Genomic DNA, 26,404 nt, shown 5'->3' on the forward strand with positions numbered 1-26,404 from the left:
TGTGGGCGGCGAAGCTCTGTTTCGCCAGATGGGCCGATGCTGGCATTCGGGCCGTCCCAAGGCAAGCCATGATCACCGTCCGGCCACCCTCTGGCTATCGTTTGCCGCGTGCCATGAAGGCCAGACGTTCGAACAAATGCACATCCTGTTCATTCTTCAGCAACGCGCCATGCAGTTTCGGAAGGGCATCTGCGCCGCCGCGCTTGAGGTCTTCGGCACTCAGGTCCTCGGCCAGCAGCAGTTTCAGCCAATCCAGCACTTCTGACGTTGACGGCTTTTTCTTGAGCCCCTGCGTCTCGCGGATTTCATAGAACTGGGTCAGGGCGGTGGTCAGCAGCGCATCCTTGATGCCGGGGTGATGTACTTCGACGATGCGGCGCATCGTGGCCTCATCCGGGAAGCGGATGTAGTGAAAGAAACAGCGGCGCAGGAACGCGTCCGGCAGTTCCTTTTCATTGTTCGAAGTGATGATGACGATCGGGCGGTTCTTGGCCCGGATCGTCTCGCCTGTCTCGTAGACATGGAACTCCATCTTGTCGAGTTCCTGCAAAAGGTCGTTGGGAAACTCGATATCCGCCTTGTCGATCTCATCGATCAGCAGAACGACCTTTTCGTCGGCCTCGAAGGCCTGCCACAGCTTGCCCTTGCGGATATAGTTCGACACGTCATGCACACGTTCCTCACCCAACTGGCTGTCCCGCAGGCGGCTGACCGCATCATATTCATACAGGCCCTGCTGCGCGCGGGTGGTGGATTTCACGTTCCACTCAATCATCCTCAGCCCCAGCGCGCCGGCCACCTGTTTGGCCAGTTCTGTCTTGCCGGTGCCGGGTTCGCCCTTGACCAGCAATGGGCGTTCAAGTGTGACGGCGGCGTTCACGGCAATCGTCAGATCGTCAGTGGCGACATATTCGGCTGTACCTTGAAAGCGTGCGGTCATGGGCCTCTCGTGTGGTTTTTCGTGATCCGTGGGCAGGTTGTGTTGTCCGGGTTACAGACGGTCAACGTTTTTGACAACCCGCGTCCCTGCGTCGATTGAGGCGATTTTTGCAGGAACTCCAAGCCCTTTTGGTTGATTCGCGTGCGGGAATGTGTCCTGTTGATCAACATCTGCCTCAAAAAGGCCCGCTAAATTTCATAGAAAAATAGGGTTTTGTTGTTGTTTGTCTCATATTTAGACAAAACAGCACGAGGGCGTGCTGAAGCAACGTTTGTGTAGTGACAATCCCACGCCCGTCGGCTAAACGCTGCGCAGAAGGGGGTGCCAAATGTCAGGTGAAACATCAGCGACCGACGTTTCTGGCCATACCGAGGGAGCAAATATGAAACAGGAAGTTTTTCTGCCGGAGGATTACCGCCCGGCCGAAGATGAACCTTTCATGAATGACCGTCAGCTTGAATATTTCCGCCGCAAGCTGTTGGATTGGAAGAACGAGCTTTTGGCGGGCAGCCGCGATACGATCGAAGGGCTACAGGACAACACCCGAAACATTCCGGATGTCGCAGACCGCGCGAGCGAGGAGACCGATCGCGCTCTGGAACTGCGAACACGTGATCGTCAGCGCAAGCTGGTTGCCAAAATCGACGCAGCCCTGCGCAGGATCGAAGAAGGTGAATACGGGTATTGCGAAAAGACCGGCGATCCGATTTCGCTGAAACGTCTGGATGCACGTCCGATTGCAACCATGACGCTGGAGGCGCAAGAGCGCCACGAGCGCCGCGAAAAGGTCCACCGCGACGATTGATCGCCGGGTGAAACTGGAAAATTTCGAACGCCGGGGCCTGTGGCTCCGGCGTTTTTGCGTTATGCGGGGGGCATGAAGATCAATCGGTTGAATTTCTGTGTAATTGGCGGCGGCATCGGCGGTTTGGCGTCTGCGTTGGCGCTGCGGCAACACGGGGCGCAGGTCACCCTGCTGGAGCAAGCCCCGGCATTGACCGAGGTTGGCGCAGGTCTTCAGATCAGTGAAAACGGGATGTGCGTGTTGCGTGCGCTTGGGGTGGCGGATCTGTCTGCGGGCCAGAAATCGCATGGTACGATCCTGCGCGATTACCGCAAAGGGCGCGTTGTCAGCCGGCTGCCCGGGCCTTCGGCTGGCCCGACCTATTATTTTCACCGTGCCGATTTGTTGAATCTGCTGCATTCTGCGGCCCGCAAGGCCGGTGTGGATGTTCGTCTGGGGGCCAAGGTTTCCAACGTGCAAAAACACCCCAACGAAGCCGAAATTCTGCTGGCGGGCGGCGAGCGGCTGCGCGCCGAATGCGTCATCGCCGCCGACGGTGGCCGCAGCACGATTCGCCCGGCTCTGAACGGGCCCGAGACACCCGAGTTCACGCACCAGGTCGCCTGGCGCGCCACCATTCCCTGGCGACCGGATTCAGACGTGGTGACGGCATCCCTGACCATGGGGCCGGGTCGGCATGTCGTAACCTATCCATTGCGCGATCAAAGCATGATGAACATCGTTGCGGTCGAGGAACGCTCGGACTGGCGGGAAGAGGGATGGAAGCTGAACGGCGATCCGGACGAGCTGCGCGCACGTTTTTCAGGGTTCGGCGGTCCGGTAGGTCAGATTCTGTCAAAGGTCTCGGATGTGAATCTGTGGGCATTGTTCCTGCGCCCGGTCGCAGAAAAATGGCAGAACGGTCGTCTGGCATTGCTGGGGGACGCGGCGCATCCGACCTTGCCGTTCATGGCGCAAGGCGCTTGCCTGGCGCTGGAAGATGCCTGGACGCTTGCACGATCTTTCGACGAACACTCGGGTGTCACCAGCGCGCTTGCCGCCTACGAGAAAACGCGTCGGCCAAGGGCAGAAAGCGTGGTTGCCGCTGCCGGGTCGAACGCACGAAATTTCCACCTGTCAGGCCCCGCACGTCTGGCGGCCCAATGTGCGCTTATGCCCATCGGAGGGAAACTGTCGCGCCGTTACGAATGGATCTACAGCTACGACGTCACGGCCTGAAACGCTAGATATCCAGATCGACCCAGACAGGCACGTGATCCGAAGGTTTTTCATGCCCGCGCACGGCTGCATCAATCTGGCAATCCCGCATTAGATCCGCCGCTTGTGGGGTCAGCAGAAAGTGATCGATCCGAATTCCGTCGTTCCGGTTCCAGGCCCCGGCCTGGTAGTCCCAGAATGAATAGTGCCCCGCGCTTTGGGTGGTGGCCCGGAACGCTTCGGTGAAGCCCAGATTCAGGATCTTGCGAAATGCGGCGCGGCTTTCGGGGCGGAACAATGCATCGTCGCGCCATGCTTCGGGGCGTTTGGCATCCTCCGCCTGCGGGATGATGTTGTAGTCCCCCGCCATCAACGCGGGTTCTTCGGTTGCCAGCAAATCACGGGCACGGTCATATAGCCGTTCCATCCATGCCAGTTTGTAATCGTATTTCGGACCGGGTGCGGGATTGCCATTGGGCAGGTACAATCCACAGATCCGAAGAGCCTTTTTGCCAACGACGGTGGCTTCTATCCAGCGGGCCTGTTCATCCGCGTCATCGCCGGGAAGGCCGCGGGATACATCCTCGAGGGGAAGCTTGGACAAGATTGCAACGCCGTTGAAGCTTTTTTGCCCGTGAGTTTCCACGTTGAATCCACGCTCTTCGAATATCTCGCGCGGGAAGTTTTCATCGACCGACTTGATCTCTTGTAACAGCACAACGTCCGGCTGCGCTTCGTCCAGCCATCGGGGCAGGGCTTCGGCCCGCGCCTTGATGCCGTTGATGTTGAACGTGGCGATTTTCATGCGCGATCCTCCGAAGGCTTGGTGCAACCTATCGCGCAGAACGGGCCCAACGGCAAGGCGGAGATCGGATTTGCGAGGCTCTGCCTCGCGCTCCGGGATATTTTTGGCCAGATGAAGAAACGGATTATTAACTGAATTTCTTCAAGCTGAAGTGGCGGTACAGGCGGGGACGCCGATGACCGCGCCAGGTGAAGCCCTCTGGTCTTACGGTCAGAGGGCGGACTCCTGCTTCATCTGGCTGAAAATATCCTGGGGGTGTGGGGGCAAAGCCCCCACGGTTACATCGAAAAAGATGTGCCGCAACCGCAGGAAGAGGTGGCGTTGGGGTTGTCGATCACAAATCGCGCACCGATCAGTTCCTGGGTGAAGTCGATGACCGCGTTTTCCAGGAAGGGCAGCGAAATCGCGTCAACAATGACTTTTTGCCCTTTACCTTCAAGGACCAGATCATCTTCTTTTGGCGTGTCCAAAGCGATTTCGTATTGAAACCCCGAGCAACCGCCGCCTTCCACTGCGACGCGCAATGCCTGACCCTGATCCGCCGCGCCGATTTCAGCAAGGCGTTCGAAAGCGCGTTCCGTGACTGTTGGGGGCAGATTCATGCCGGTCTCCAATGGTTTCCTTCCATTACGCCATACAATATAGAAAGCGCAAGGACAGGCGACAAGGACAGGCCATTTGGACAGAGCTAGATTTGCCTCGGACCCGGACCGCACCAGGGGGCGGCATGTGCCCGAGGAGGAAAGCAGTTTCCGATCATGCTTTCAACGCGACCGGGACAGGATCATTCATGCCAGTGCCTTTCGGCGCCTCAAGCACAAGACGCAAGTGTTCGTTGAACATGAGGGCGATAGCTACCGCACCCGCCTGACCCACTCCATCGAGGTGGCGCAGGTGGCCCGGACCATTGCCGGTGCCTTGGGCCTGAACCCAGAGCTGACCGAAGCCGTGGCCCTGGCGCATGATCTGGGGCACACGCCCTTTGGACATACCGGCGAAGACGCGTTGCACGCGTTGATGAAGCCCTTTGGTGGTTTTGATCACAACGCACAGGCCATTCGGATCGTCACAAAGCTGGAGCGCCACTATGCGGAATTCGACGGGTGCAACCTGACTTGGGAATGCCTGGAAGGGATTGCCAAGCACAACGGGCCGGTTGAGGGCGATCTGCCCTGGGCATTGGCCGAGTGCAATCAGGATTTCGATCTAGAACTGCACACCCATGCCAGCGCGGAAGCCCAGGTTGCGGCCCTTTCCGATGACATAGCATATAACAATCACGATCTTCTGGACGGGTTGCGCGCAGGGTTGTTCTCGGATGACGATTTGCAGGACCTGCCGATTGTCGGGGTCTGTTACGCCGAGGTGGATGCCAGATACCCCGGGCTGGATTCCTATCGCCGGCGTCACGAAGCGCTCAGGCGGGTTTTCGGGGTCATGGTGGCGGATGTCATCAACACCTCGCGCGATCTCATTGCCGTGTCTGGCGCACAGTCCGTCGAAGAAATCCGACATCTTGGGTATCCTGTCATCCAGTTCTCGGATGAGGTTTGGGCGCAACTGCGCGAAATCCGGGCGTTTCTGTTCACCCGGATGTATCGCGCACCCAGGGTGATGTCAGTGCGGGCAGAGGTGGCAAAGATCGTGGAAGATCTGTTTCCGATCTACATGAACGATCCCAGGCAAATGCCTGTGCGCTGGCACGATGACATTGAAGCTGCCAGGGACGACACCGCGTTGGCCCGCATCGTTTCCGATTACATCGCGGGCATGACCGACCGATTTGCCTTGCAGGACCACGCGCGGCTGACCGGCTGATCACTCCACGGCGATATAGGCGATGGCCCAGACTTGCTGAGCCGCTTGTTTTGCCGACTGACCGGCGTTCTCTGTCGGTGGGAACACGATCATCGTCGGGCCATAACCTCCGATCCCCATCGGTGCGCCATCAGCATGCGTTGCAACGATCGGTCTGTGCGTGGCGATGCTGTCCCACTCGATTTCGGCCTGATACCCATCCAGCGCCATGGGAAGAGCGGTTTTCCCCTCGGCCACTGCCAATGTCATGACCTCTGCCAAAAGCGGGCCTGAAAACCTGTAATCCCGCTCATTGCCCGGAGGACCATAGGGGATAGTGATCTCGAACTGCTCCAGCCCGTCCAGCATGGCAGCATCAAACCCAGCCGCGCCGCCATGCGTGACCTCAAGATAGCCCAGCAGACCGCCGTCATTCTCCCCGCGCGCGGGCAGGTTTGTTTCGCTGACCGCGCCGCCCAGCGTCAGCAGCACGTGGCCTTGCGGCTGTGGCAGGTCGGCCAGCGCAGGCAGGGCGGCGGACAAAAGCAAGGCAAAAGACAAGGTGCGGTGCATCAACGGTCTCCGTTAGCTGTGTACAGGCCTGAGATTAGCGAGATGTTTCGCCAAACCAAGCTTAAACATTAGGCGTCCATTGACCTTGCCGCATTGCGTGGTAAACCCCGCGACAAGCAAAAGGACATCCGAAATGAACCTGTTTTCCGAGATCCGCGGCCTTGTACAGGACGCGCTGGCGCAGATGCAGTCCGAAGGCGCATTGCCCGATGGGCTGAGCTTTGACAACGTGGCGGTCGAACCTCCGCGTGATGCGGCGCATGGGGACATGGCGACCAACGCCGCGATGGTGCTTGCGAAACCGGCCGGGATGAAGCCGCGCGACATTGCGGATGTGCTGGCCGGGAAACTGGCGGCGGATGACCGGATCACAAGCGCCGAAGTGGCTGGGCCCGGTTTCCTGAACCTGCGTCTTGCGCCGTCCGTCTGGCAAGGCGTGTTGGCGGCGGTGCTGGAAAAAGGCACCGATTTCGGGCGCTCGACCATGGGGCAGGGGCAGAAGGTCAATGTCGAGTATGTCTCGGCCAACCCGACCGGTCCGCTGCATGTGGGCCATACGCGGGGCGCGGTGTTCGGGGACGCGCTGGCAAGCCTGCTGGCCTATTCCGGACATGATGTGACCCGCGAGTATTATATCAACGACGGTGGCGCGCAGGTGGATGTGCTGGCGCGTTCGGCCTATGAGCGCTATCGCGAGGCCAACGGCCTCAGCCCCGAGATTGCCGAGGGGCTGTATCCCGGTGACTATCTGATCCCGATTGGCGAGGCGCTGAAAGAGAAATATGGCGACAGCCTGATCGACAAACCGGAAAGCGAATGGCTGGAAGAGCTGCGCGAGTTTTCGACCGATGCGATGATGGACCTGATCCGCGCCGACCTGAAGGCGCTGGGCGTCGAGATGGATGTGTTCTTCTCGGAGAAATCGCTCTATGGCACGGGCCGGATCGAGGCCGCGCTGCAATCGCTGACCGAAAAGGGCCTGATATATGAAGGCGTTCTGGAGCCGCCCAAGGGCAAAAAGCCAGAAGATTGGGAGCCGCGCGAACAGACCTTGTTCAAATCCACCGAACATGGCGATGACGTCGACCGCCCGGTCAAGAAGTCGGACGGCAGCTGGACCTATTTTGCCCCCGATATCGCCTATCACTATGACAAGGTGAGCCGTGGCTTTGACGCGTTGATCGACGTGTTCGGCGCGGATCATGGCGGGTATGTCAAGCGGATGAAGGCCGCAGTGTCGGCCCTGTCCGACGGCAAGGTGCCGCTGGATATCAAGCTGACGCAGTTGGTGAAGCTTTGGAAAAACGGCGAGCCGTTCAAGATGTCGAAACGGGCCGGGAACTTTGTCACCCTGCGCGATGTGGTCGATCAGGTTGGTCCCGACGTGACCCGTTTCGTGATGCTGACCCGCAAGAACGACGCGCCGCTGGATTTCGATTTCGACAAGGTACTGGAACAGAGCCGCGAGAACCCCGTGTTCTACGTTCAATACGCCCATGCCCGGGTGATGAGCGTGCTGCGCCGTGCCGCCGAGGCGGGGATCGACGTCTCCGACGAAACCCTGCGCGGGGCCGATCTGGCGTCGCTGGACCACCCCGCCGAACTGACGGTTGCCAAGAAGCTGGCCGAATGGCCACGCCTGGTCGAGATCGCTGCGCGGACCAACGAACCGCACCGCGTCGCTTTCTATCTATATGAACTTGCAGGGGATTTTCATGCGCTCTGGAACAGGGGTAATGACGAAACCCAGTTGCGTTTCATTCAGGATGGCGATGTTGCCACAAGCCAGTCGAAAATCGCATTGGCCCGTGCCGTTTCTGTTGTGATTTCAGCGGGCTTGGGTATTCTTGGCGTTACCCCGGCGCAGGAGATGCGGTAACAAATATCGCCCGAACCGCCGGTACGAGGTAGGCAAGAAATGACCCGCGCGCCTTGTTTTCGGGCGCGAAACGGGCAGTGAGGCGGACATGGCGAGTTACGATTACTCGGGGCACCAAAGCCCCGAGCAGATTCATTACCCGAATCAAACGCATTCCGAGGATGCGTATGACTATCCCGACGATATGCAGGATTACGACGCGCCGCGCGGCGCGTTCGGACTGGGGCGGGCCGTCAATTTCCTGGGGGCTGCCGCATCGCTGGCACTGGTCGCCGGCGTCGCTGTCTGGGGATACAAGCTTGTCATGCGCGATGTCAGCGGCGTGCCGGTCGTGCGTGCTGCCGAAGGGCCGATGCGGGTGCAGCCCGAAAACCCGGGCGGAACACCCGCCGATCATCAGGGCTTGGCCGTCAATGCAGTGGCCGCCAAAGGCAGTGCTGCCGCGCCGGCGGATCGCCTGATCCTTGCGCCGCGGCCGGTCTCGTTGACGGATGAAGACGTCCCCGCCGCCGATCTGAAGCCGACACCGGCGCTGCATGTGGTGGAAAAGCCGATCTCAACCCGGGAAGCCGCTCGATTGCGCCAGAACGCAGTGGACGCGCTGGTTGCGGAACTGGCGGGTGAGGCGACCAAAACGCAGCAAAACACTGAGGACGGCGTACAGGTGGCATCGCTGACCACCCCCGAGGAAGAACCCGCAATTGACCCGGCCGATTTCGCAGCCGCCTTGCCGGACCCGGCCATTGCCGCGCTGCCGGGCGTGCGCCGGTCCTTGCGCCCGTTGACCCGTCCGGCGCGTGCCTCTCGCAGCCAGATGTCGCCGAGCGAGAATTCCGAAGACGCGATCAATGCCGCGGTGAAGGCTGCGGTTGGGTTGGATGTTGATCCTGATACGCTGGCGAAAGGCACGCGTCTGGCGCAGCTTGGGGCTTATGACAGTGTTCAGGTGGCGCAAACGGAATGGGATCGACTGAACGGAAAGTTCGGCGAATATATGGCAGGAAAACAGCGTGTTATTCAGAAAACTTCAAGCGGCGGGCGCACCTTTTACCGCCTGCGCGTACTGGGCTTTGAAGACCTGAGCGACTCGCGCCAGTTTTGTGCCGCGCTTGTTGCGCAAGGGGCTGATTGTATCCCGGTGGCCGTTCGGTGAAGTACGGTGCCACGATCACCGATGCTCAGGGCGTGCGCCTGACGCAACAGGAAAAAGACTTGTTTCGCCAGATGAACCCGTTCGGGTTCATTCTGTTCGCCCGCAACATCGAAAACGCGGATCAGGTGCGCGCCTTGTGTGATGATTTCCGCGAGGCCGTCGGGCGCAATTGCCCGATCACCATCGATCAGGAAGGCGGGCGCGTGCAGCGCTTGCGGGCGCCGTTGGCCCGCGAATGGCTGCCTCCGTTGGATCATGTGGCCAATGCCGGAGAACAGGCCGAGCGCGCCATGTATCTGAGGTACCGCCTGATTGCCGATGAATTGTTTGGTCTGGGCATCGACAGCAACTGTGCGCCCATGGTCGATGTCGCGCGCCCCGAGACGCACAAGTTTTTGAAGAACCGCTGTTATGATGCTGATCCTGAACGCGTTTCCAGAATTGGCAAGGCCGTGGCGCAGGGCCATTTGGATGGCGGTGTGCTGCCGGTGCTCAAACATATTCCGGGCCATGGACGTGCCACGTTGGACAGCCACCATGACTTGCCGCATGTGGATCTGCCCTTGGAGGAGCTTGAGCGCAGCGATTTCGGGCCGTTCCGGGCCTTGAACGATCTGCCGATGGGGATGACCGCGCATTTGGTCTATGACCGGATTGACCCGCGGCCTGCCACCATCTCGGCAACCATGATGGATGTGATCCGCGACAGGATTGGCTTTGAGGGGCTGATCATGACCGATGACATCGGAATGAAAGCGCTCAGCGGAACGCCCGCTGACGTGTCGCGGCAAGCCATAAGTGCGGGCTGTGACGTCGTTCTGCACTGCAACGGAACCTTTGCCGAGCGCGCCCAGGTGATGAAAGCGGCCGGAGAAATGTCGGATGTGGCACAGGCCCGCGCAGAACGGGCGCTGGCGATGCGCAAACGCCCGCTGGAACTTGACATCCTTGCCGTCGAAGCGGAACTATCTGCCCTAATGGGCGGGCAGGTATATGAACGATAATCTTTTCAGCGAAGACCCTGTCTCGGTCACGGATCGTCTTGCGGCCGAAGCGCTGATTGTTGATGTCGATGGGTTCGAAGGCCCGCTGGACGTTCTGCTGACCCTGTCGCGCACGCAAAAAGTTGATCTGAGGAAAATTTCCGTACTCGCGCTGGCGCAGCAATACCTGGCCTTTGTGGAAAAGGCGCGTGCGTTGCGCATTGAACTGGCCGCCGACTATCTGGTGATGGCGGCCTGGCTGGCGTTTCTCAAGTCCCGCTTGCTGCTGCCGCCAGACCCGGATGACGAGGGCCCCTCGGGCGAGGAACTGGCCGCACATCTGGCGTTTCAGTTGGAACGCTTGCAGGCGATGCGCGACGCCGCCGCACGGTTGATGGCGCGCGATCAGCTGGGGCGCGATTTCTTCAAACGCGGGCAGGGCGAAGATATCACCCGCATCCGCACCGTGACCTATTCCGCCACGCTGCTGGATCTGATGCAGGGCTATGCGCGCATCCGCACCCGTGATGAATTCCGCCCGTTTGTGATGGACCGCGATTCGGTGTTCACCATGGAACAGGCACTGGAACGGATGCGTCCGCTGATCGGGTTTGCCGGGACATGGACCGACATGGAAGCTTACCTGCCCGATGGCTGGGATTCCGACCCGGTACGGCGCAGGTCAGCGACGGCGGCGACCTTTGCGGCCTCGCTGGAGCTGGTGAAAGAGGGACATATGGAAATCAAGCAGAGCGAGACATTCGCTCCGATCCATTTGCGCAAGAGGACCGAAACACGTGACTGATGCCCCTGAAGAGACCGGTACGCTGTTCGAGGCCCCTCCGCTGGCTGAACAGGAACGCATGGTCGAAGCCGTTCTGTTCGCCAGCGCCGAGCCGGTGACGATTGCGGATCTTGAGGCGCGGATGCCCCATGGCAGCGACGCGGCGCAAGCGGTTGAATTGCTTCAGAAACGCTACGAGGGGCGTGGCGTTCGCGTGGTGCGCGTGGGGGATGCCTGGGCCATCCGCACGGCCCCTGATCTGGGTTTTCTGATGCAGAAGGAAACGGTCGAGACCCGCAAGCTCAGCCGCGCCGCGATCGAAACTCTGGCCATCGTGGCCTATCATCAGCCCTGCACGCGGGCTGAGATCGAGGAAATCCGGGGTGTGTCGGTTTCACGCGGGACCATCGATCAGTTGCTTGAGATGGAGTGGATCAAGCTGGGCCGCCGCCGCATGACGCCGGGTCGTCCGGTGACGTTTGTGGTGACGCCTGAGTTTCTGGATCATTTTGGGCTGGAAAACGCGCGCGACCTGCCGGGCCTGAAAGAACTGCGCGCGGCGGGATTGTTGGAGAATCGTCCTCCTCCGGGTGCCATCCCCTTGGGAGAGGGGCGCGAGGACGAAGTTGACGAAGACCAGACCGAACTGTTCGAGGAAGAGTGATCGAACAGCCCTTTTGTTGCCGCATAAAGCGCCTATCTTTGTGCGTGAGGACACGGAGTTCAGCGATGAATGCAAACCGGATCATCGATATGATTGTGCGTCAGGTCATGCGCCGTCTGGTCAACAAGGGTGTGAACAAAGGCATCGATCTGGCCAGCCGAAAAGGCAGCGGACCCGGCACGTCGAATGGGCCCGGAAAAGCCAGCGCACCGCGACATACGCAGAACCTGCGGCAGGCACAACGCCTGACCCGCCAGATGCGCCGGTTCATGAAATTCTAGGGGTCAGCTTACGGCTTTGAAGTGCTTTGACAGTTTCAGGCCCTGTCCCTGATAGTTCGAGGCAATGCCTGCACCATATAGTTGCGTCGGCATTTCAGCCATTTTCTCATAGACCAGACGTCCGACGACCTGTCCGTGCTCCAGCACGAAGGGCGCTTCGTGGCAGCGCACCTCAAGCACGCCACGCGAACCGGCACCCCCTGCGGCGGCGTGGCCAAAACCGGGGTCGAAGAACCCGGCGTAGTGGACCCGAAATTCACCGACCATCGCCAGATAGGGTGCCATTTCAGCGGCGTACATCGGCGGAATATGCACCGCCTCGCGGCTGACCAGGATATAGAACGCGCCGGGGTCCAGGATGATGCAACCATCTTTGGTCCGCACCTCTTCCCAATAGTCCTGCGGGTCGTATTCACCGATTCGATCCAGGTCGATCACCCCGGTGTGCGGTTTGGCGCGATAGCCGACAAGATCGGTATCAGGCAGTTGCAGGTCGACCGAAAAGCCCAGACCGTCCTGAATGACCGCAGGTCCGTCCACCAGCGGAGATTCGGCATGCAAGGACCTCAGTTCAGCATCTGACAACACGGCCTGACCCTGGCGAAAACGAATCTGGTTCAGGCGCATCCCGGGACGAACCAGCACCGAGAACGAGCGCGGGCAGATTTCGGCATAAAGCGGGCCTGTGTAACCTGCGGGCACCCGGTCGAACTCGGTACCGCCATCGGTGATGGTCCGCGTCAGAAGATCCAGCCGCCCGGTCGAGCTTTTGGCGTTGGCCACGGCGCTCATGCTGTCGGGCAGGGCAAGCGATTCCATCAGGGGCACCAGATAGACGCAGCCCTTTTCCAGAACCGCGCCATCCGAGATATCGATGCGGTGCATCTCAAACTCTGCCAACCGGTCCGTGACAGTCCGGCCTTCCCCCGCAAGGAACGAGGCACGTACACGGTAAGCCACTGTTCCCAGACGTAAATCAAGGCTGGCAGGTTGAATCTGCGCCGGCAGAACCTCGGGGTCGGCGGTGATTTCACCGCGCGCGATCATCGCCTCAAGCTGTTGGTTCGGGCAAACACCTGTCATCTCGATCCCCCCTGGTGCCAGAGCGGGATCTGGCCTTTGTGCCATAAACGTCGGTGTAATTTGGTCGGGCTAGCAGGACTCGAACCTGCGACCTTCCGTCCCCCAGACGGACGCGCTACCAGGCTGCGCCATAGCCCGACGTTGGGGTGTTCATAAAGATTTTCCCGGCAGGGGCAAGAGGAAATCAATGCCTTTTGTCCTAACCCGTCGCCTGTGTTTCGACACGGTCCAGCCAGCGGCGCAGATCTTTTGCAATCGGAGCGATGCGCCGCAACAGGTCGTCATCAAAATCTGTCTGATTCCACGCAAGCGACGCTATTCCCCCCATCAAGGGCGCGGCATCCAGTTCGGGCTCTGGCTCCGGCTGTGACGCAGAAGATGTACGCGCGTTGGCCTGCGCGCCTTCCTTGACGGATTGCTCGGACGGTTCGCCCAGATCCATTCGAATCTGTTCCGTGGCGGTTGCAGGCTTAGGTTCAAACGGTACTACGGTGTCCTGAACGGCCTCAATCGGGGCGGGGCCAGGGTCATCCAGGGAAGGGGACAGCGCCGCGACATGTGCGACGCCCTGTTCGCGCAGGATACGCTGGACACCTTTTATCGTGATACCGTCTTCGTGGAGCAGTTTCTTGATTCCTCCCAACAGACGCATGTCGTTGGGCCGATAATACCTGCGTCCACCTGCGCGTTTGACGGGTTTTACCTGAGTGAATCGACTTTCCCAGAATCGCAGAACATGAGCCTGAACACCGAGCCAGTCCGCAACTTCGCTTATGGTGCGAAAGGCATCGGGGGACTTACTCATAACCTGGACGTCCTGAACTTACTTGCGGTTCCCTGCGGCGACGCGATCTTTCATCAGATGCGACGGGCGGAAAGTCAGTACACGGCGCGGCTGAATCGGGACTTCTTCGCCGGTTTTGGGGTTGCGACCGACACGGGCGGTCTTGTCGCGAACACTGAATGTACCGAAAGACGAGATCTTCACCTGTTCACCACGCACCAAGGCGTCGGACATGTGGTTCAGAACGCTTTCAACCAGCTGCGCACTTTCGTTTCGTGACAGACCTACCTCACGAAAGACAGCTTCGCTCAGGTCCATTCGAGTCAGTGTTTTGTCGCCCATGCTAATTCCCCTGTTGCTGTTGAAGCATATGGGTATGGCAAATTCGCTGTCAATATCAATGAATTGCGGGCGGCTGTGTAAGCCGGTTTGCGCCGGTCACCAGCGCAGAACCACTGCGCCCCAGGCCAGACCGCCGCCAATGGCTTCGGTCACGATCAGATCACCCGGTTTGATCTGTCCGCGTTGCTTGCCCACGGACAGGGCCAGTGGAATGGATGCGGCCGACGTGTTTCCGTGATCCTGAACGGTCACAACCACGTTTTCCATCGGCAAGTTCATTTTCTTGGCGGTGCCCTGAATGATCCGGATGTTGGCCTGGTGCGGCACGATCCAATCCACGTCCGAGCTGCTCAGCCCCGCTCGTTCCAACGCTGTTTCTGCTGTTTTCGTAAGCTTTTCAACGGCATGTCGGAAAACCTGATTGCCCTGCATGCGCAGATGCCCGGTGGATTGGGTCGAAACGCCGCCATCGACATAGAGCAGGTCCTTGTAGCGCCCGTCCGAATTCAGGTCGGTTGCCAGAATACCGCGGTCCTCGGCGGTGCCCGTGCCCTCTTGGGCCTCCAGCACAACCGCACCGGCGCCATCGCCGAAAAGAACGCAGGTGGACCGATCGGTCCAGTCCATGATCCGTGAGAAAGTCTCGGCCCCGATCACCAGCACACGCCTGGCCTGACCGGAAACAATCAGCGCATTTGCGTTGGACAGTGCAAAAACGAATCCGGCGCAAACAGCTTGAACATCGAAAGCAAAGCCTTTGGTCATGCCCAACCGAGCCTGAACCATGGTGGCGGCCGAAGGAAATGTCAGATCCGCCGTTGAAGTCGCCAGAACGATTGCATCAATGTCATCCGCCGTCAGACCTGCGTCGGCCAGCGCGGCTTCGGCGGCCTTGGTGGCCAGATCGGATGTCGTCTCGTCTTCGGCAGCAAAGTGGCGGCGTTCGATCCCCGAGCGGGTCTTGATCCATTCGTCGGTCGTGTCCAGGGTTTTCTCAAACTCGGAATTGGGAACAACGCGTTCGGGCAAATAATGCCCGACACCTGCTACAACTGAACGGCCTGCCATTTTCCGGTACTGCCTTTTTTGTTATTTATCTGTCTGCGGCACTGATTGCGCGGCATCTTGTGCAAGCTGGGCAGTGGATGCAACCCGCGCAGCCAATTTTTCGGAAAAGCCGGACTGCGCCAGGGTGAAGGCCAGTTTGATTGCAGCTGACACGCCTGTCGCGTCAGCGCCGCCGTGGGATTTCACCACGGTGCCGTTCAGCCCCAGAAACACGCCACCATTCACGCGCCGCGGGTCGATCCGCTTCTTCAAACGGTTCAGCGACGTGATGGCCAGAATCGAGGCCAATCGGGATAGGGGAGAGTATTTGAAGGCCTGCCGCAGCAGGTCGCCGATCAGGCTTGCCGTTCCTTCGCCGGTTTTGATCGCGACGTTGCCGGTAAAGCCATCGGTTACAATGACATCCGCCTTGTCACCCGGGATGTCACTGCCTTCGACGAACCCCACGAAATCGAAATTCGCCTGCTCTGCGAATCCCGCGATCATCGAGTGCGCTTCTTTCAGTTCGGCACGCCCTTTGTGTTCTTCGGTGCCGACATTCAGCAGTCCGATCCGGGGGCGGCTCAGGGCCAAACCGTTGCGCGCGTAAGAGGCGCCCATCAGCGCGTATTGCAGCAAGTCCTTGGCGTCGGCACGCACATCGGCGCCGACATCCAGCATCACGTTGAACCCCTGAGGGTTGCGCGAGGGCCACAGTATCGCGATGGCCGGCCTGTTCACGCCCGGCAGTTTGCGCAGGCGCATCATCGACAGGGCCATCAGCGCACCGGTATTGCCGCAGGAAACCGCGCCATGGGCTTCGCCCTGGCGTACCGCTTCCAGCGTGGACCACATCGAGGTCTTTTTGCTGTTGCGCACAACCTGACTGGGTTTGTCTTCCATCGTGACCACACCGGGGCAATCACGAAAAACGACGCGCCCCTCAAGGACACGCCGTTTGGCGACAAGCTTGCGCAATACCTGTTCGGGCCCGTGTAACAAGAACCTGATATCCGGGTTCTTGTCGGCCGATTTCGCAAGACCGGCAACAACGACCGAGGGACCCGCGTCCCCACCCATAGCGTCGACCGAGATGGTGATCCGTCCGGCGTGCGTGGGCTGTTCAGTCATGCCTTGGTCTGCACTCGATCAGGCTTAGGCTGCGTCTTCGTCCAGATCGATTTCGTCGGCCTGTGCGACGACTTCGCGATCATCATAGTGGCCGCAGGATGCGCAAACGTGGTGCGGGCGCTTCAGCTCGCCGCAGTTCGGGCATTCGTTCGGGTTTGCAGCAACCAGAGCGTCGTGTGCGCGGCGGTTGTTGCGACGCGACTTGGAAACTTTGTTCTGTTGGACGGCCATGGTCTCAACCTTTGTCTGACTAGGGGTCGCAGATTCGCTGCCGACCCGGGTTTCGTAGTTCGTTTATCGTGGTTTGACGCGCGTTTAGGCGACGGGCCCCGCAATGTCCAACCCAAAATCCGATGAGCGCGCGAAAATACTGCGATTCTCGGTATGTTCAAGCGATTTTTCTGACTGCCTGCTATGACAGGAAATCTGCGCTCTGTCACTCGTCTTTTTTGAGCGCATCGCGCAATCCCGCCAATCCGGCAAAAGGTTTGGCGTCTTCGTCGGTCATCGCCTGTTTTCCGGGTTCGGTATAGTCTGCCTGACCCAATTCCGCACCCTCCTTGCGCGGGTATTGCGGCAGGGCCAGAGACAGCGCCTCGATCATCACCGATGCGGGGTCGATTTCCGGGCCCAAAGGTTCGGATTCGTCATCCTGGGGAATTTCGAACTCGGGTTCATCCGGGTCGGTCCAATCGGCCAGAAAGGTGCGATGCACGGGGATGTCGATCCGCGTCGTGACCGGCTCGAGCGTCACGATGCAGGGTTGGATCACAGTTGCGCCGAGTTTGCCGTTTAGAACCCAGTCACGCTTGCCCTGTGCGCGAAGCTCGCCGGAAAAGCTGAGTTTGCGCAGCCCCAGCAGCCCCAGATCCTGCCTGATCTCATCCAATGTGGCGCTTGCGGGGCGCAGTTCAAAGGGTGTCGGGGCGTTCTGGGGCAGGTCAGCCACCCGAAATGATGTAACGTTGCCCATTCGTGAGCCTTTCTATGTGTTGAACCGTGGCAGCGGTTTCTGTAATCGGATAGAAGCCGCAAGAGGCCAAGGCAAGAGGGTGTGCATGTTGAAGGTACTGAACCGGTTGAAACCAGCGACGAAATCGCTTGTGTTTGTTGCCTGTCTGGCTGTGGCCGGGGCCTGTACGCCGATCTACAAGAATCACGGCTATGTGCCTCCGGCCGAGGAACTGGCCGAAATCAAAGTGGGCGTGGATACGCGTGACAGTGTGGAAGAGGCCATCGGCGCACCGGGTGCGTCCGGTGTCGTGCGGGATTCGGGCTATTACTATGTCCGCTCGCGGGTGCGCCATTACGGCCCGAAACGGCCCGAAGTGGTGGCGCGCGAACTGGTCGCCATCAGCTTTGATCAGCGTGGAGTCGTCAGAAACATCGAGCGTTTTGGCCTGGAAGACGGCATCGTGATTCCGCTGGAACGCCGCGTGACCGACTCCAACGTTCAGGACAAAGGCTTCCTGCGGCAGCTGTTGGGCAATATCGGTAACTTCAACCCGGCCAATATTCCTGGCGCCAACTGATCGCGCCGGAACCTTGCGATGGTCACAAGGCAGTCACATGTCTTGTGCTAAAGGTGTCGTGCCGACGCCCGTGGGTCGGCACCCGTGGAGGACGCGACCGTGGCGACGGCAGTTTTGTTGAGCAAAGGGCGCTATAACGCCCGTCTGGCGGATTCGGCCGAGGATGTCAGGGCCGCACAAAACCTGCGGACATTGGCATTTGGCACCCGGAAACCGGACATTGACACTTTTGACGGGCAATGCAGTCATGTCCTGGTTGAAGATATGCGATCCGCCGGGCGGCTGGTCTGCTGCTTTCGGATGCTGACAATGGAGCATGGTGGTGAAATCGGACGCAGCTATTCAGCGCAGTTCTACGACCTGAGCTCGTTGGCGGGGTTCAGTGGCCGCATGGTCGAGATGGGCAGGTTTTGCGTTCATCCGGAACTGAACGATCCCGACATTCTGCGCGTCGCCTGGGGGGCAATGACGTCCTATGTCGATCAGCACAATGTCGAGATGCTGTTTGGATGTTCGTCCTTTGCCGGGACCGAAACCGGGCGATACCTTGATGCCTTTGCAATGCTCAAGCATCGCCACCTGGCCCCGAAACGGTGGTTGCCGCGGGTCAAGGCTCCGGACGTGTTCCGCTTTGCCGCACGTCTGCGGCGCCGACCGGACGCGAAAAAGGCAATGTCGCGCATGCCGCCCCTGTTGCGAACCTATCTGATGATGGGTGGTTGGGTGAGTGATCACGCCGTTGTGGATCGCCACATGAACACGTTGCATGTGTTCACCGGGCTTGAAATCGGGGCGATTCCTCCGGCCCGAAAACGCCTGCTGCGGGCATTGGCCGGTTAAGATGAGTATTTCCGAAAAGGTGAAGACAGGGCGTTGACGCAGTGTGGCCGTCGGTTTAGCTGGCGGGCATGGCGAGAATTCCTTTGTTGCAGATGTCCGGCATATCCCTGACTTTCGGGGGCGAACCGGTGTTTTCCGAACTGGATCTGGTGGTGCAGCCCGGTGACCGCGTGGCGCTGGTTGGGCGCAACGGGTCGGGCAAATCCACGCTGATGAAAGTGATGGCTGGCCTGGTCGAGGCCGACCGCGGCGAAATTGTCGTGCCGCCCGGAAAATCCGTGGGCTATATGGAGCAGGACCCGACGATGGAGGGCTTTGCCACCCTGGGCGACTATGCGTCCAGCGGGTTGGAGCCCGGCGAACTCTACAAGGTTGAACGGGCAGGCGAGGGGCTGAAATTCGACCCTTCACGCGCAGTTGAGACGGCTTCGGGTGGAGAGCGGCGGCGCGCGGCATTGGCCAAGCTGATGGCCGAGGCGCCGGACCTGATGCTGCTGGACGAACCCACCAACCATCTGGATATCGAAGCCATCGCGTGGCTGGAGCGCGAGCTTGGGTCGACACGGGCGGCTTTTGTGCTGATCTCGCACGACCGGGCCTTCTTGCGCGCACTGACGCGGGCGACTCTGTGGATTGATCGGGGAATGGTCCGAAGGCAGGAACAGGGTTTTGGCGCGTTCGAAGCCTGGCGGGACAAGATCTGGGAAGAAGAAGATCAGCAGCGCCACAAGCTGAACCGTCTGATCAAGTCCGAGGCCAAATGGGCGGTCGAGGGTATCAGCGCACGGCGCAAACGCAATCGGGGCCGGGTGCGGGCCCTACAGGCGCTGCGGGCCGAAAAGGCAGCACAGATCAAGCGTCAGGGTTCCGCTGCGATGACGCTGGAGGCGGGGCCAAAATCAGGCCGCAAGGTGATCGAGGCCAAAGGGCTGGCCAAAGGGTTCGGTGACAAGCAGATCGTTCGGAATTTTGATCTGCTGGTGCAGCGCGGTGATCGTGTGGCCTTTGTCGGGCCGAACGGGGTCGGCAAGACGACCTTGCTGAAGATGCTTCTGGGGCAGGTGGAGCCGGACGAAGGTTCGGTGTCGCTGGGTACCAATCTTGAGGTCGCGGTGTTCGATCAGACCCGTGCGCAACTGGACCCCGAGATGAGCTTGTGGGACAGCCTGACCGGCGACCCGGATATGCGGGTTTCCGGCAAGGCCGATCAGGTGATGGTTGGCGGGCAGCCCAAACATGTCGTGGGATATCTCAAGGAATTCCTGTTCGACGAGCGGCAGGCAAGAGCGGCTGTCAAATCCTTGTCGGGTGGCGAAAAGGCCCGGTTGCTGCTGGCCAAGTTGATGGCGAAACCTTCGAACCTTCTGGTGTTGGACGAACCGACCAACGATCTGGATGTCGAAACGCTGGACCTGTTGCAGGAGCTGCTTGACGACTACGACGGTACGGTTCTGCTGGTCAGCCACGACCGGGATTTTCTGGACCGCGTTGCAACGACGACCATCGCGATGGAAGGCAACGGGCGGGCGACCGTCTATGCCGGCGGCTGGTCGGATTATATTGCGCAGCGTGGGGAAGTTGTCGCTAAAAAAGAAGAAAAAGCAAAAGCTTCGAAGCCAAAAGCAAAGCAGGAGACGCAGCAGAAACCCGGTCTGTCATTCTCGGAAAAACACCGGCTTGAAAAGCTGCCAGCCGAGATCGCGCGCCTCGAGGCCGAGATCGCAAAGCTGGAAGAGCTGATGTCGGATCCCGAATTGTTCACTCGCGAACCGGTCAAGTTCCAGAAAGCGACCGAGGCGCTGGTGGAACGGCAGGAGAAACTGTCGGCGGTTGAAGAGGAGTGGCTGACCCTGGAAGAAAAGGCCGAAGCAGGGTAACCGCAAACTGCGCGGCCCCAAATGGACGGCATTGTATTAGTTGCACGAAACCGGAGCCCTGTAACTGCCCCGGTTTTGCAAAACCTTGATCAGCCGATCCGTGTCATTTCGTTCAGCGTGAATTCAGCCAAAGCACCGTCGGTTGCCTCCATGTAAGCCGCGAGATGAGGCGCGTTCATATGCGTCTGCCACTGTTCGCGACTTTCCCAGTTTTCATAGAACGCGAAAACACCGGGGTTGGTTGTGTCCACATGCAGGTCGTATTGGATGCAACCTTGTTCGGCACGGGTGATGGGGATGAGCTTTTCCAGCTCGGCGCGGACAAGATCTTCCTTGCCCGGATGGGCGGTGATTTGGGCGAGAATGGTAAAGGCCATGGTGTCTCCTCAAAGGGTTCAGTTGCGATGAACCGGGATATGTGACACACCAGCAAAACTCGCAAGTACGCACTATTCATGCATATAGGCTCCATTCACGCAGATAGGTACCATTTGTATACTGAAAGACGCAGGAGGTCGGGGTGGATCGGTTTGAAAGATATGATTGCAGCGGAGGCTGCCCGGTTGAGGCCGGTCTGGAGCAGATATCGGGCAAGTGGAAGGGGCTGGTGATTTATCACCTCCTTGGGGGCACGATGCGATTCAACGAGTTGTCCCGGGCGTTGGGGACGGTTACTCAGCGCAGCCTGACCAAGCAACTGCGCGAACTTGAGGCAGATGGAATCGTGAAACGCAAAGTCTATGCCGAGGTGCCGCCCAGGGTAGAGTACAGTCTGACCGAAAAGGGGCTGGCGCTGCGCCCGGTGATTGAGGCCCTGGCGGACTGGGGACAGAACAGGGTTATGGGTGGGGCCGGATAGGCCGGGCGGGGTTTCCGACGACTGTCTCGCCGACCGGAACGTCTTTTGTCACCACACTACCGGCTCCGATGATGGCGTTGTCGCCGATCGCAACGCCCGGCATGATGATCGCGGCCCCGCCGATCCAGACGTTTTCGCCGATCCTGACAGGGTGGGCGGTTTCAAGGCCCCGAGCGCGCAAGGCCGGGTCTTTCGCGTGTTCGGCGCAATAGATCTGCACCGCAGGTCCAAGCATCGTGTCGTTGCCAATTGTCACCGGCGCGGTGTCGAGCACGACGCAGCCTGCGTTGAAAAACACGCGATCCCCCAAAGACAGGTTTATTCCGTAGGCACAGTGAAATGGGGCCTCAAGAAAGCAATCCTCACCAACACCTGCAAACAGCGCTGCCAGTTCAGGCGCGATGGCCCCACGTTCATCCGGCGGGCATGTGTTATGGGCATGAACGGCACGACGCGCTTCGGCACGAAGCGCATCCAGTTCCGGGTCAAGGCAGCAATACCACTCGCCCGCTTCCATTTTCTGTCGCTCGGTCATGAGCCCCGGTCTAGCGCATCCGCAGGGCACCGTCGATGCGAATGACCTCACCGTTCAGATAGCCCATCTCGACGATGAAGCCGGCCAGTCGTCCGTATTCATGCGGATCGCCAAGGCGGGCAGGGTTCGGGACGTCGGCGGCAAGCTGTTGTTGCACTTCTTCGGGCAGGCCCGCCAGCATCGGGGTCATGAAAATGCCCGGCGCGATGGTCATGACCCGAATGCCGGTCGAGGCCAGGTCGCGGGCCATCGGCAGCGTCATGCCCACGACGCCGCCTTTCGAGGCCGCATAGGCCGCCTGGCCCTTTTGCCCGTCAAACGCAGCGATCGAGGCGGTGTTGATGATCACCCCACGTGCCCCATCTGGTTCGGGGTCATTCTTTGCCATCTCGGCAGCGGCCAGCCGGGACACGTTGAAGGTGCCAACCAGATTGATGTCGATCGTGCGCTGGAACGCATCCAAAGGGTGGGGGCCATCCTTGCCGACAGTCTTGATACCATAGGCGATACCTGCGCAATTCACCGTGGCCGTGATCTTGCCCATCTTGTCCATGCCGTGGCGCACAGCAGCGGCCACCGACTCTTCGTCGGTCACATCCGTCTGCGCGAAATGACCGCCAATCTTGGCGGCGACCTGCGCGCCGCGATCCGCATCGCGATCCAGAATGGTGACCTGTGCGCCTTCCGAGGCGAAGTGGCGTGCCGTGGCTTCGCCCAGACCGGACGCGCCGCCGGTGATGAGGGCGGCAGTGGTGGACAGGTGCATGGTGATCTCCTCCCATGGATATGAACAGTTGTTCAATAACTGCATTTTGGGGCCAGTGTCCATATATTAGAGAAAGAGGGATCTTGGTCGGCGGACCAGATCATTCGCCCCGATGCGCTGGCAGATCCTCAAGACATCTTAATCCCAACTTCACGAAAACGCGCCTGTTCGTGAACGAAGAACTCTGAGCCGTCGTGTGTTTTTTCACCAGGAGGATCTGTTATGGTAAAGAGTACGAAACACGTGCTGGGCGCAGTTATTGCTGTCCCTGTTTTTGGAATGGTGATGATCGGCAGTGCTGCCGCCGCACCGGAAACCTGCAACTGGAAAACGGCCCGAAATCTTGCCAGCGCGGGGGACTATGCCGGGTTGTGCGACTGTGTGCAGGTAACCCCGAGTTTTCTGGACAGGCTTCAAAAGCGGTCCGACTTTGAAACAACATTGACTGTGACCGGGGCGCAATGCCCGGGGCTGGCCGCGTTGCTGACGGATTTGCCGACGGCAAGCCTGTCTGGTTCGGCTGAAAATCGTGGTGAAAGCCGCGGCTCTGAACCCGGTGGGTCTGGATTTGCCGATGCTGGTAGCGCACCCGGTGGCGGTGGCGAATCCGGCGGTGGCGGCGGCGAATCCGGCGGTGGCGGCGGTGAATCCGGTGGCGGCGGCGGTGAATCCGGTGGCGGCGGTGCGTCCGGCGGTGGCGGAGGTGCGTCCGGCGGTGGCGGAGGTGAGTCCGGTGGCGGCGGAGGTGAGTCCGGTGGCGGCGGCGGCGGTGAGTCCGGCGGTGGTGAAGGCAAAGGCGGAAAAGGCAAAGGCGAAGGCAAGGGCGGCAAAGGTAAAGGCGGTGGCAAGGGCAACAACGGCCACGGCAATGGCGGCGAGGGCAGCAGCCCGGGCCGCGGAAACAACGCCAACGATGATGAAAGAGGCGACCGGCCCGGTCGCGGCGGTGGAAAAGATCGCAGATAAGCACGGCTTACCGAATGGAAAACGGCCACCCCATCCGGTGGCCGTTTCGATTCCGTGTCTTTCAGCCTTGCCGGGTCAGCCCAGTTGAACCAGCGCGTGGCGCTTTTTGCCGGCGCTCAGCTTGATCGGCGAAGACAGGGCGTTTGCGTCGATCAACAACCCGGCATCGGTCAGCGGCGCGTCGTCCAGCTTGGCACCGTTCTCGGCGATCAGGCGCTTGGCCTCTTTGCCGGATTTGGCCAGTCCCGATTTCACGATGATCTGCACGATGGACATGCCGTCACCCAGTTCGGCCTCGCTGAGGGTCAGGGTCGGAAGATCCCCGCCCACGCCCCCCTTTTCAAACACTTCTCGGGCAGTGGCTTCGGCGTTCGCCGCGGCCTGCGCACCATGGGCCAGAGTTGTCACCTCGTTGGCAAGACGGATCTTGGCCTCGTTGATCTCGGACCCTTGCAGCGCGCCCAGACGATCGCACTCGTCCACCGGCATTTCGGTGTAAAGCTTCAGGAACCGCCCGACATCCGCGTCGGTCGTGTTGCGCCAGAATTGCCAGAACTCGTAGGGCGAGCGCATGTCAGCGTTCAGCCAGACCGCGCCGTCCTGAGATTTCCCCATTTTCTTGCCGTCGCTGGTGGTCAGCAGGGGTGAGGTCAGGCCGTAGATCTCGTGATCCAGCACGCGGCGGGTCAGATCGATCCCGTTGACGATATTGCCCCACTGGTCGCTGCCGCCCATCTGAAGCAAGCAACCATAGCGGCGGTTCAGTTCAAGGAAGTCATAGGCCTGAAGGATCATGTAGTTGAATTCGAGAAAGGACAGTGACTGTTCACGGTCCAGTCGGGATTTCACGGATTCAAAGCTCAGCATCCGGTTGACCGAGAAATGACGCCCGATGTCGCGCAGGAAATCGAGGTAGTTCAGGTCGTCCAGCCACTCGGCATTGTTCAGCATCAACGCTTTGTTCTCGGCCTCTGTGTCATAGTCGATATAGGCTGAGAACACCTTTTTGATGCCCGCGATGTTTTCGTCGATCTGTTCGGGACCAAGCAGCGGGCGTTCATCCGAGCGGAATGACGGGTCGCCGACCTTGGTGGTTCCGCCGCCCATCAGGGTGATCGGCTGGTGGCCGGTTTTCTGGAACCAGCGCAGCATCATGATCTGGATCAGGCTGCCCACATGCAACGACTTGGCCGTGGCATCAAAGCCGATATAGGCCGGTTTGCACCCACTGATCAGCGCGTCGTCAAGGCCCTGATAATCGGTGCAGTCGGCGAGAAAGCCGCGCTCGATCATCGTGGCGATGAAATCCGATTTGGGGTGGTAGGTCATATCGTGCCCTTTGGGTTAATGTTGCGGGGCACTGTATAGGCGGCAGCGCGTGGGAGGAAAAGCCACCTTTTCACCTCGGGGGCGGGGTGTGGTCTAGGGTGTCGATCCAGACACGCGCCCTGAGAAAAAAATTGCCGGGCCGGTCCGGAACGCTTGCCTTTGCGCCCCAACAGAAGGCACGTTGACCGGGCTGCAACCCAAAGGTGAAATCCCGGACCCGGACGCGGCGAAAGACACAGCCAATTCAGGAGGCAGGCTTGGGCCAGACCATCGCGAAACACGGAAAGCTCCGGGCTTTGGGCGCAATGTCCGGCACATCGATGGACGGGGTTGATGCCGCAGTGGTGGAAACCGACGGGCATTCGATTTACGGGTTTGGGGAAAGTGGATACCGCGCCTATTCGGATGCGGAACGCGACGTGTTGCGGGCAGCAATGGGGCAGTGGCACGGACCCCAGGTCGATGCGGCGGCCGAGATGGTGACAATTGCCCATGCCGAAGCTCTGTCCGAGTTCGAGGATGTGGATCTGATCGGCTTTCACGGACAGACGCTGGCGCATGAGCCGCGCGGGCGCGGTACGTTTCAGGTCGGTGACGGGCTGGGGCTGGCGCAGGCCCTTGGGCGTCCGGTGGTCTGGGATTTCCGCAGCGATGATGTGGCGATGGGGGGCGAGGGGGCTCCGCTTGCGCCATTCTTTCACTTTGCCTGTGCCAAATGGTTCGGTGCGGACCGGCCATTGTGTTTCCTGAACCTGGGTGGGGTCGGCAACCTGACCTATGTGGACCCGACGTTCGAAGGCCCCGAAGCGCCCGGTGCGCTGCTGGCCTTTGATACAGGCCCGGCCAATGCGCCGGTCGATGATCTGATGCAGGCCCGTTTGGGGCTTCCCATGGATCGGGACGGGGCGCTTGCGCGCGATGGAACGGTGGAAATGGGCGCGCTGGAGCTGTTTCTGGCCGAGCCGTATTTTTCCCGCATGCCTCCGAAGTCTTTGGACCGGAACGATTTTTCTGAAATGATCGGTCTGGTCAAGGAACTCAATGACGCTGACGCGGTGGCCACTCTGACCGGTATGTGCGCCGCAGCTGTGGTGCAGGGGATGGAGCACTGTCCGAAACCCCCGTCCTGTGTGTTGGTCACAGGGGGCGGCAGGCGCAACCCGGTGCTGATGGAGATGCTGCGCGTGTCGCTGGATTGCCCGGTCGAAACGGTTGAGGCGGTGGGGCTGGACGGCGACATGCTTGAGGCGCAGGCGTTTGCCTATCTGGCGGTGCGCGTTGCGCGGGGGTTGCCGACCTCTTGCCCCGGAACCACAGGCGTTCAGGCGCTTATCGGTGGCGGGGTCGTCAGTACGGTGTCCATGGACCCGGTCGGATAGCGCGATCCGGAAAACAGTTCAAAAAAACAACTCTTTGTGCGACGATTGCCCCGGACCGATGGATCAGGGGCAA

30 protein-coding genes and 1 tRNA gene are annotated in these 26,404 nt (G+C 60.0%); 15 read left to right on the forward strand and 16 right to left on the reverse strand.

The genetic code is table 11. The annotated features are described in order from the left end of the window. Nucleotides 1-94: 94 nt before the first annotated feature. On the reverse strand, nucleotides 95-940 hold the full coding sequence (locus AC2FFD_RS04385; protein WP_152458249.1) for an AAA family ATPase: 846 nt from the start codon (nucleotides 938-940) through the stop codon (nucleotides 95-97). Between the two features lie 382 nt (nucleotides 941-1,322). On the opposite strand from AC2FFD_RS04385, the gene dksA reads away from it, so the two are divergent. Next, a complete protein-coding gene (gene dksA, locus AC2FFD_RS04390; RefSeq protein WP_170344000.1) occupies nucleotides 1,323-1,745 on the forward strand; it encodes an RNA polymerase-binding protein DksA in 423 nt (140 codons plus the stop codon). Nucleotides 1,746-1,817: 72 nt separating this feature from the next. Continuing rightward, nucleotides 1,818-2,963, forward strand: a complete 1,146-nt coding sequence (locus AC2FFD_RS04395; protein WP_496872103.1) for an FAD-dependent monooxygenase — start codon at nucleotides 1,818-1,820, stop codon at nucleotides 2,961-2,963. Between the two features lie 4 nt (nucleotides 2,964-2,967). Here AC2FFD_RS04395 and xth read toward each other — a convergent pair whose 3' ends face one another. Both xth and AC2FFD_RS04405 read right to left on the reverse strand, forming a co-directional pair. Continuing rightward, entirely contained in the window at nucleotides 2,968-3,747 is a 780-nt protein-coding gene (gene xth, locus AC2FFD_RS04400; RefSeq protein ID WP_171231475.1) for an exodeoxyribonuclease III, read from the reverse strand. 278 nt (nucleotides 3,748-4,025) lie between these two features. Next, nucleotides 4,026-4,349, reverse strand: coding sequence for a HesB/IscA family protein (locus AC2FFD_RS04405; RefSeq protein WP_171204913.1), 324 nt, complete (start codon nucleotides 4,347-4,349; stop codon nucleotides 4,026-4,028). A gap of 76 nt (nucleotides 4,350-4,425) precedes the next feature. Between AC2FFD_RS04405 and AC2FFD_RS04410 the strand changes: the two genes are divergently transcribed. Next, nucleotides 4,426-5,565, forward strand: a complete 1,140-nt coding sequence (locus tag AC2FFD_RS04410; protein WP_425078414.1) for a deoxyguanosinetriphosphate triphosphohydrolase — start codon at nucleotides 4,426-4,428, stop codon at nucleotides 5,563-5,565. On the opposite strand, the gene AC2FFD_RS04415 is transcribed toward AC2FFD_RS04410, so the two are convergent. Continuing rightward, on the reverse strand, nucleotides 5,566-6,117 hold the full coding sequence (locus AC2FFD_RS04415; RefSeq protein ID WP_496872105.1) for a hypothetical protein: 552 nt from the start codon (nucleotides 6,115-6,117) through the stop codon (nucleotides 5,566-5,568). A gap of 133 nt (nucleotides 6,118-6,250) precedes the next feature. Here AC2FFD_RS04415 and argS point away from each other — a divergent pair, with 133 nt between their 5' ends. The 6 genes from argS (at nucleotide 6,251) to AC2FFD_RS04445 (ending at nucleotide 11,861) form a co-directional block, all read left to right on the forward strand. Further along, nucleotides 6,251-7,996: an arginine--tRNA ligase gene (argS, locus tag AC2FFD_RS04420; RefSeq protein WP_496872107.1), complete on the forward strand. Its 1,746-nt coding sequence runs from the start codon at nucleotides 6,251-6,253 to the stop codon at nucleotides 7,994-7,996. Between the two features lie 88 nt (nucleotides 7,997-8,084). Further along, nucleotides 8,085-9,149 (forward strand): SPOR domain-containing protein, encoded by a 1,065-nt coding sequence (locus tag AC2FFD_RS04425; protein WP_496872108.1) that lies wholly within the window; start codon nucleotides 8,085-8,087, stop codon nucleotides 9,147-9,149. Beyond that, complete coding sequence (nagZ, locus tag AC2FFD_RS04430; protein ID WP_496872109.1) at nucleotides 9,146-10,153, forward strand: beta-N-acetylhexosaminidase; 1,008 nt, start codon at nucleotides 9,146-9,148, stop codon at nucleotides 10,151-10,153. Before AC2FFD_RS04425 ends, nagZ begins: the two co-directional genes overlap by 4 nt. Next, nucleotides 10,143-10,937, forward strand: coding sequence for a segregation and condensation protein A (locus AC2FFD_RS04435; protein WP_496872111.1), 795 nt, complete (start codon nucleotides 10,143-10,145; stop codon nucleotides 10,935-10,937). The genes nagZ and AC2FFD_RS04435 overlap by 11 nt, the downstream gene beginning before the upstream one ends. Then, nucleotides 10,930-11,580 (forward strand): SMC-Scp complex subunit ScpB, encoded by a 651-nt coding sequence (gene scpB / locus AC2FFD_RS04440; RefSeq protein ID WP_170344010.1) that lies wholly within the window; start codon nucleotides 10,930-10,932, stop codon nucleotides 11,578-11,580. Before AC2FFD_RS04435 ends, scpB begins: the two co-directional genes overlap by 8 nt. 65 nt (nucleotides 11,581-11,645) lie before the next feature. Further along, on the forward strand, nucleotides 11,646-11,861 hold the full coding sequence (locus tag AC2FFD_RS04445; protein ID WP_496872113.1) for a hypothetical protein: 216 nt from the start codon (nucleotides 11,646-11,648) through the stop codon (nucleotides 11,859-11,861). A gap of 3 nt (nucleotides 11,862-11,864) precedes the next feature. Here the strand turns inward: AC2FFD_RS04445 and AC2FFD_RS04450 are convergent, their stop codons facing one another. The 8 genes from AC2FFD_RS04450 to AC2FFD_RS04485 form a co-directional block, all read right to left on the reverse strand. Then, a complete protein-coding gene (locus AC2FFD_RS04450) occupies nucleotides 11,865-12,944 on the reverse strand; it encodes a 2'-deoxycytidine 5'-triphosphate deaminase (protein ID WP_496872115.1) in 1,080 nt (359 codons plus the stop codon). A gap of 61 nt (nucleotides 12,945-13,005) precedes the next feature. Beyond that, nucleotides 13,006-13,082 (reverse strand) — tRNA-Pro (locus AC2FFD_RS04455). 61 nt (nucleotides 13,083-13,143) lie between these two features. Next, a complete protein-coding gene (locus AC2FFD_RS04460; protein ID WP_496872116.1) occupies nucleotides 13,144-13,749 on the reverse strand; it encodes a MerR family transcriptional regulator in 606 nt (201 codons plus the stop codon). An 18-nt stretch (nucleotides 13,750-13,767) separates the two neighbouring features. Then, the gene (ihfA, locus tag AC2FFD_RS04465; protein WP_152458234.1) at nucleotides 13,768-14,070 is read right to left on the reverse strand and encodes an integration host factor subunit alpha; all 303 of its coding nucleotides are present in this window, start codon (nucleotides 14,068-14,070) and stop codon (nucleotides 13,768-13,770) included. Between the two features lie 96 nt (nucleotides 14,071-14,166). Then, nucleotides 14,167-15,138: a beta-ketoacyl-ACP synthase III gene (locus AC2FFD_RS04470; protein ID WP_170344014.1), complete on the reverse strand. Its 972-nt coding sequence runs from the start codon at nucleotides 15,136-15,138 to the stop codon at nucleotides 14,167-14,169. Nucleotides 15,139-15,159: 21 nt separating this feature from the next. Further along, on the reverse strand, nucleotides 15,160-16,248 hold the full coding sequence (gene plsX / locus AC2FFD_RS04475) for a phosphate acyltransferase PlsX (protein WP_496872118.1): 1,089 nt from the start codon (nucleotides 16,246-16,248) through the stop codon (nucleotides 15,160-15,162). Between the two features lie 24 nt (nucleotides 16,249-16,272). Then, a complete protein-coding gene (rpmF, locus tag AC2FFD_RS04480; RefSeq protein WP_008756996.1) occupies nucleotides 16,273-16,479 on the reverse strand; it encodes a 50S ribosomal protein L32 in 207 nt (68 codons plus the stop codon). A 205-nt stretch (nucleotides 16,480-16,684) separates the two neighbouring features. Continuing rightward, a complete protein-coding gene (locus AC2FFD_RS04485) occupies nucleotides 16,685-17,221 on the reverse strand; it encodes a YceD family protein (RefSeq protein WP_496872121.1) in 537 nt (178 codons plus the stop codon). An 85-nt stretch (nucleotides 17,222-17,306) separates the two neighbouring features. Here AC2FFD_RS04485 and AC2FFD_RS04490 point away from each other — a divergent pair, with 85 nt between their 5' ends. The 3 genes from AC2FFD_RS04490 to AC2FFD_RS04500 all read left to right on the forward strand — a co-directional run bounded on the left by AC2FFD_RS04490 (nucleotide 17,307) and on the right by AC2FFD_RS04500 (nucleotide 20,497). Next, nucleotides 17,307-17,780: an outer membrane protein assembly factor BamE gene (locus AC2FFD_RS04490; protein WP_496872122.1), complete on the forward strand. Its 474-nt coding sequence runs from the start codon at nucleotides 17,307-17,309 to the stop codon at nucleotides 17,778-17,780. A gap of 99 nt (nucleotides 17,781-17,879) precedes the next feature. Beyond that, the gene (locus AC2FFD_RS04495; protein WP_496872124.1) at nucleotides 17,880-18,620 is read left to right on the forward strand and encodes a GNAT family N-acetyltransferase; all 741 of its coding nucleotides are present in this window, start codon (nucleotides 17,880-17,882) and stop codon (nucleotides 18,618-18,620) included. 68 nt (nucleotides 18,621-18,688) lie between these two features. After that, a complete protein-coding gene (locus AC2FFD_RS04500) occupies nucleotides 18,689-20,497 on the forward strand; it encodes an ABC-F family ATP-binding cassette domain-containing protein (protein ID WP_496872125.1) in 1,809 nt (602 codons plus the stop codon). Nucleotides 20,498-20,586: 89 nt separating this feature from the next. Here AC2FFD_RS04500 and AC2FFD_RS04505 read toward each other — a convergent pair whose 3' ends face one another. Continuing rightward, nucleotides 20,587-20,874 carry a putative quinol monooxygenase gene (locus tag AC2FFD_RS04505; RefSeq protein WP_496872126.1) on the reverse strand — a complete coding sequence of 96 codons (288 nt, stop codon included), beginning with the start codon at nucleotides 20,872-20,874 and terminating at the stop codon, nucleotides 20,587-20,589. A gap of 143 nt (nucleotides 20,875-21,017) precedes the next feature. On the opposite strand from AC2FFD_RS04505, the gene AC2FFD_RS04510 reads away from it, so the two are divergent. Then, entirely contained in the window at nucleotides 21,018-21,356 is a 339-nt protein-coding gene (locus tag AC2FFD_RS04510) for a winged helix-turn-helix transcriptional regulator (RefSeq protein ID WP_496872127.1), read from the forward strand. Here AC2FFD_RS04510 and AC2FFD_RS04515 read toward each other — a convergent pair. Both AC2FFD_RS04515 and AC2FFD_RS04520 read right to left on the reverse strand, forming a co-directional pair. Continuing rightward, nucleotides 21,337-21,891 (reverse strand): sugar O-acetyltransferase, encoded by a 555-nt coding sequence (locus AC2FFD_RS04515; protein WP_496872128.1) that lies wholly within the window; start codon nucleotides 21,889-21,891, stop codon nucleotides 21,337-21,339. The two genes, AC2FFD_RS04510 and AC2FFD_RS04515, sit on opposite strands and share 20 nt — an antisense overlap. Nucleotides 21,892-21,901: 10 nt before the next feature. Continuing rightward, a complete protein-coding gene (locus AC2FFD_RS04520) occupies nucleotides 21,902-22,657 on the reverse strand; it encodes a 3-hydroxyacyl-CoA dehydrogenase (RefSeq protein WP_425078403.1) in 756 nt (251 codons plus the stop codon). A gap of 222 nt (nucleotides 22,658-22,879) precedes the next feature. Here AC2FFD_RS04520 and AC2FFD_RS04525 point away from each other — a divergent pair, with 222 nt between their 5' ends. Beyond that, a complete protein-coding gene (locus tag AC2FFD_RS04525) occupies nucleotides 22,880-23,623 on the forward strand; it encodes a hypothetical protein (RefSeq protein ID WP_496872130.1) in 744 nt (247 codons plus the stop codon). 75 nt (nucleotides 23,624-23,698) lie between these two features. Here the strand turns inward: AC2FFD_RS04525 and tyrS are convergent, their stop codons facing one another. After that, nucleotides 23,699-24,952 (reverse strand): tyrosine--tRNA ligase, encoded by a 1,254-nt coding sequence (gene tyrS / locus AC2FFD_RS04530; protein WP_496872133.1) that lies wholly within the window; start codon nucleotides 24,950-24,952, stop codon nucleotides 23,699-23,701. A 305-nt stretch (nucleotides 24,953-25,257) separates the two neighbouring features. On the opposite strand from tyrS, the gene AC2FFD_RS04535 reads away from it, so the two are divergent. Further along, nucleotides 25,258-26,331, forward strand: a complete 1,074-nt coding sequence (locus AC2FFD_RS04535) for an anhydro-N-acetylmuramic acid kinase (protein WP_496872250.1) — start codon at nucleotides 25,258-25,260, stop codon at nucleotides 26,329-26,331. Nucleotides 26,332-26,404: the final 73 nt, after the last annotated feature.

This window comes from Ruegeria sp. YTSC002 (genome assembly GCF_059609845.1).

Excerpts from the sequence above, each read along its gene's own strand:
- AC2FFD_RS04425 (WP_496872108.1), top strand. The coding sequence starts at position 8,085 with ATGGCGAGTTACGATTACTCGGGGCACCAAAGCCCCGAGCAGATTCAT.
- AC2FFD_RS04415 (WP_496872105.1), bottom strand. The coding sequence starts at position 6,117 with ATGCACCGCACCTTGTCTTTTGCCTTGCTTTTGTCCGCCGCCCTGCCT.
- AC2FFD_RS04405 (WP_171204913.1), bottom strand. The coding sequence starts at position 4,349 with ATGAATCTGCCCCCAACAGTCACGGAACGCGCTTTCGAACGCCTTGCT.
- AC2FFD_RS04500 (WP_496872125.1), top strand. The coding sequence starts at position 18,689 with ATGGCGAGAATTCCTTTGTTGCAGATGTCCGGCATATCCCTGACTTTC.
- rpmF (WP_008756996.1), bottom strand. The coding sequence starts at position 16,479 with ATGGCCGTCCAACAGAACAAAGTTTCCAAGTCGCGTCGCAACAACCGC.
- dksA (WP_170344000.1), top strand. The coding sequence starts at position 1,323 with ATGAAACAGGAAGTTTTTCTGCCGGAGGATTACCGCCCGGCCGAAGAT.
- AC2FFD_RS04445 (WP_496872113.1), top strand. The coding sequence starts at position 11,646 with ATGAATGCAAACCGGATCATCGATATGATTGTGCGTCAGGTCATGCGC.
- plsX (WP_496872118.1), bottom strand. The coding sequence starts at position 16,248 with ATGACTGAACAGCCCACGCACGCCGGACGGATCACCATCTCGGTCGAC.
- tyrS (WP_496872133.1), bottom strand. The coding sequence starts at position 24,952 with ATGACCTACCACCCCAAATCGGATTTCATCGCCACGATGATCGAGCGC.
- AC2FFD_RS04520 (WP_425078403.1), bottom strand. The coding sequence starts at position 22,657 with ATGCACCTGTCCACCACTGCCGCCCTCATCACCGGCGGCGCGTCCGGT.
- AC2FFD_RS04515 (WP_496872128.1), bottom strand. The coding sequence starts at position 21,891 with ATGACCGAGCGACAGAAAATGGAAGCGGGCGAGTGGTATTGCTGCCTT.
- AC2FFD_RS04450 (WP_496872115.1), bottom strand. The coding sequence starts at position 12,944 with ATGACAGGTGTTTGCCCGAACCAACAGCTTGAGGCGATGATCGCGCGC.
- AC2FFD_RS04385 (WP_152458249.1), bottom strand. The coding sequence starts at position 940 with ATGACCGCACGCTTTCAAGGTACAGCCGAATATGTCGCCACTGACGAT.
- argS (WP_496872107.1), top strand. The coding sequence starts at position 6,251 with ATGAACCTGTTTTCCGAGATCCGCGGCCTTGTACAGGACGCGCTGGCG.
- xth (WP_171231475.1), bottom strand. The coding sequence starts at position 3,747 with ATGAAAATCGCCACGTTCAACATCAACGGCATCAAGGCGCGGGCCGAA.
- AC2FFD_RS04485 (WP_496872121.1), bottom strand. The coding sequence starts at position 17,221 with ATGGGCAACGTTACATCATTTCGGGTGGCTGACCTGCCCCAGAACGCC.
- ihfA (WP_152458234.1), bottom strand. The coding sequence starts at position 14,070 with ATGGGCGACAAAACACTGACTCGAATGGACCTGAGCGAAGCTGTCTTT.
- AC2FFD_RS04435 (WP_496872111.1), top strand. The coding sequence starts at position 10,143 with ATGAACGATAATCTTTTCAGCGAAGACCCTGTCTCGGTCACGGATCGT.
- AC2FFD_RS04535 (WP_496872250.1), top strand. The coding sequence starts at position 25,258 with ATGTCCGGCACATCGATGGACGGGGTTGATGCCGCAGTGGTGGAAACC.
- AC2FFD_RS04525 (WP_496872130.1), top strand. The coding sequence starts at position 22,880 with ATGGTAAAGAGTACGAAACACGTGCTGGGCGCAGTTATTGCTGTCCCT.
- AC2FFD_RS04395 (WP_496872103.1), top strand. The coding sequence starts at position 1,818 with ATGAAGATCAATCGGTTGAATTTCTGTGTAATTGGCGGCGGCATCGGC.
- AC2FFD_RS04470 (WP_170344014.1), bottom strand. The coding sequence starts at position 15,138 with ATGGCAGGCCGTTCAGTTGTAGCAGGTGTCGGGCATTATTTGCCCGAA.
- AC2FFD_RS04505 (WP_496872126.1), bottom strand. The coding sequence starts at position 20,874 with ATGGCCTTTACCATTCTCGCCCAAATCACCGCCCATCCGGGCAAGGAA.
- AC2FFD_RS04490 (WP_496872122.1), top strand. The coding sequence starts at position 17,307 with ATGTTGAAGGTACTGAACCGGTTGAAACCAGCGACGAAATCGCTTGTG.
- AC2FFD_RS04460 (WP_496872116.1), bottom strand. The coding sequence starts at position 13,749 with ATGAGTAAGTCCCCCGATGCCTTTCGCACCATAAGCGAAGTTGCGGAC.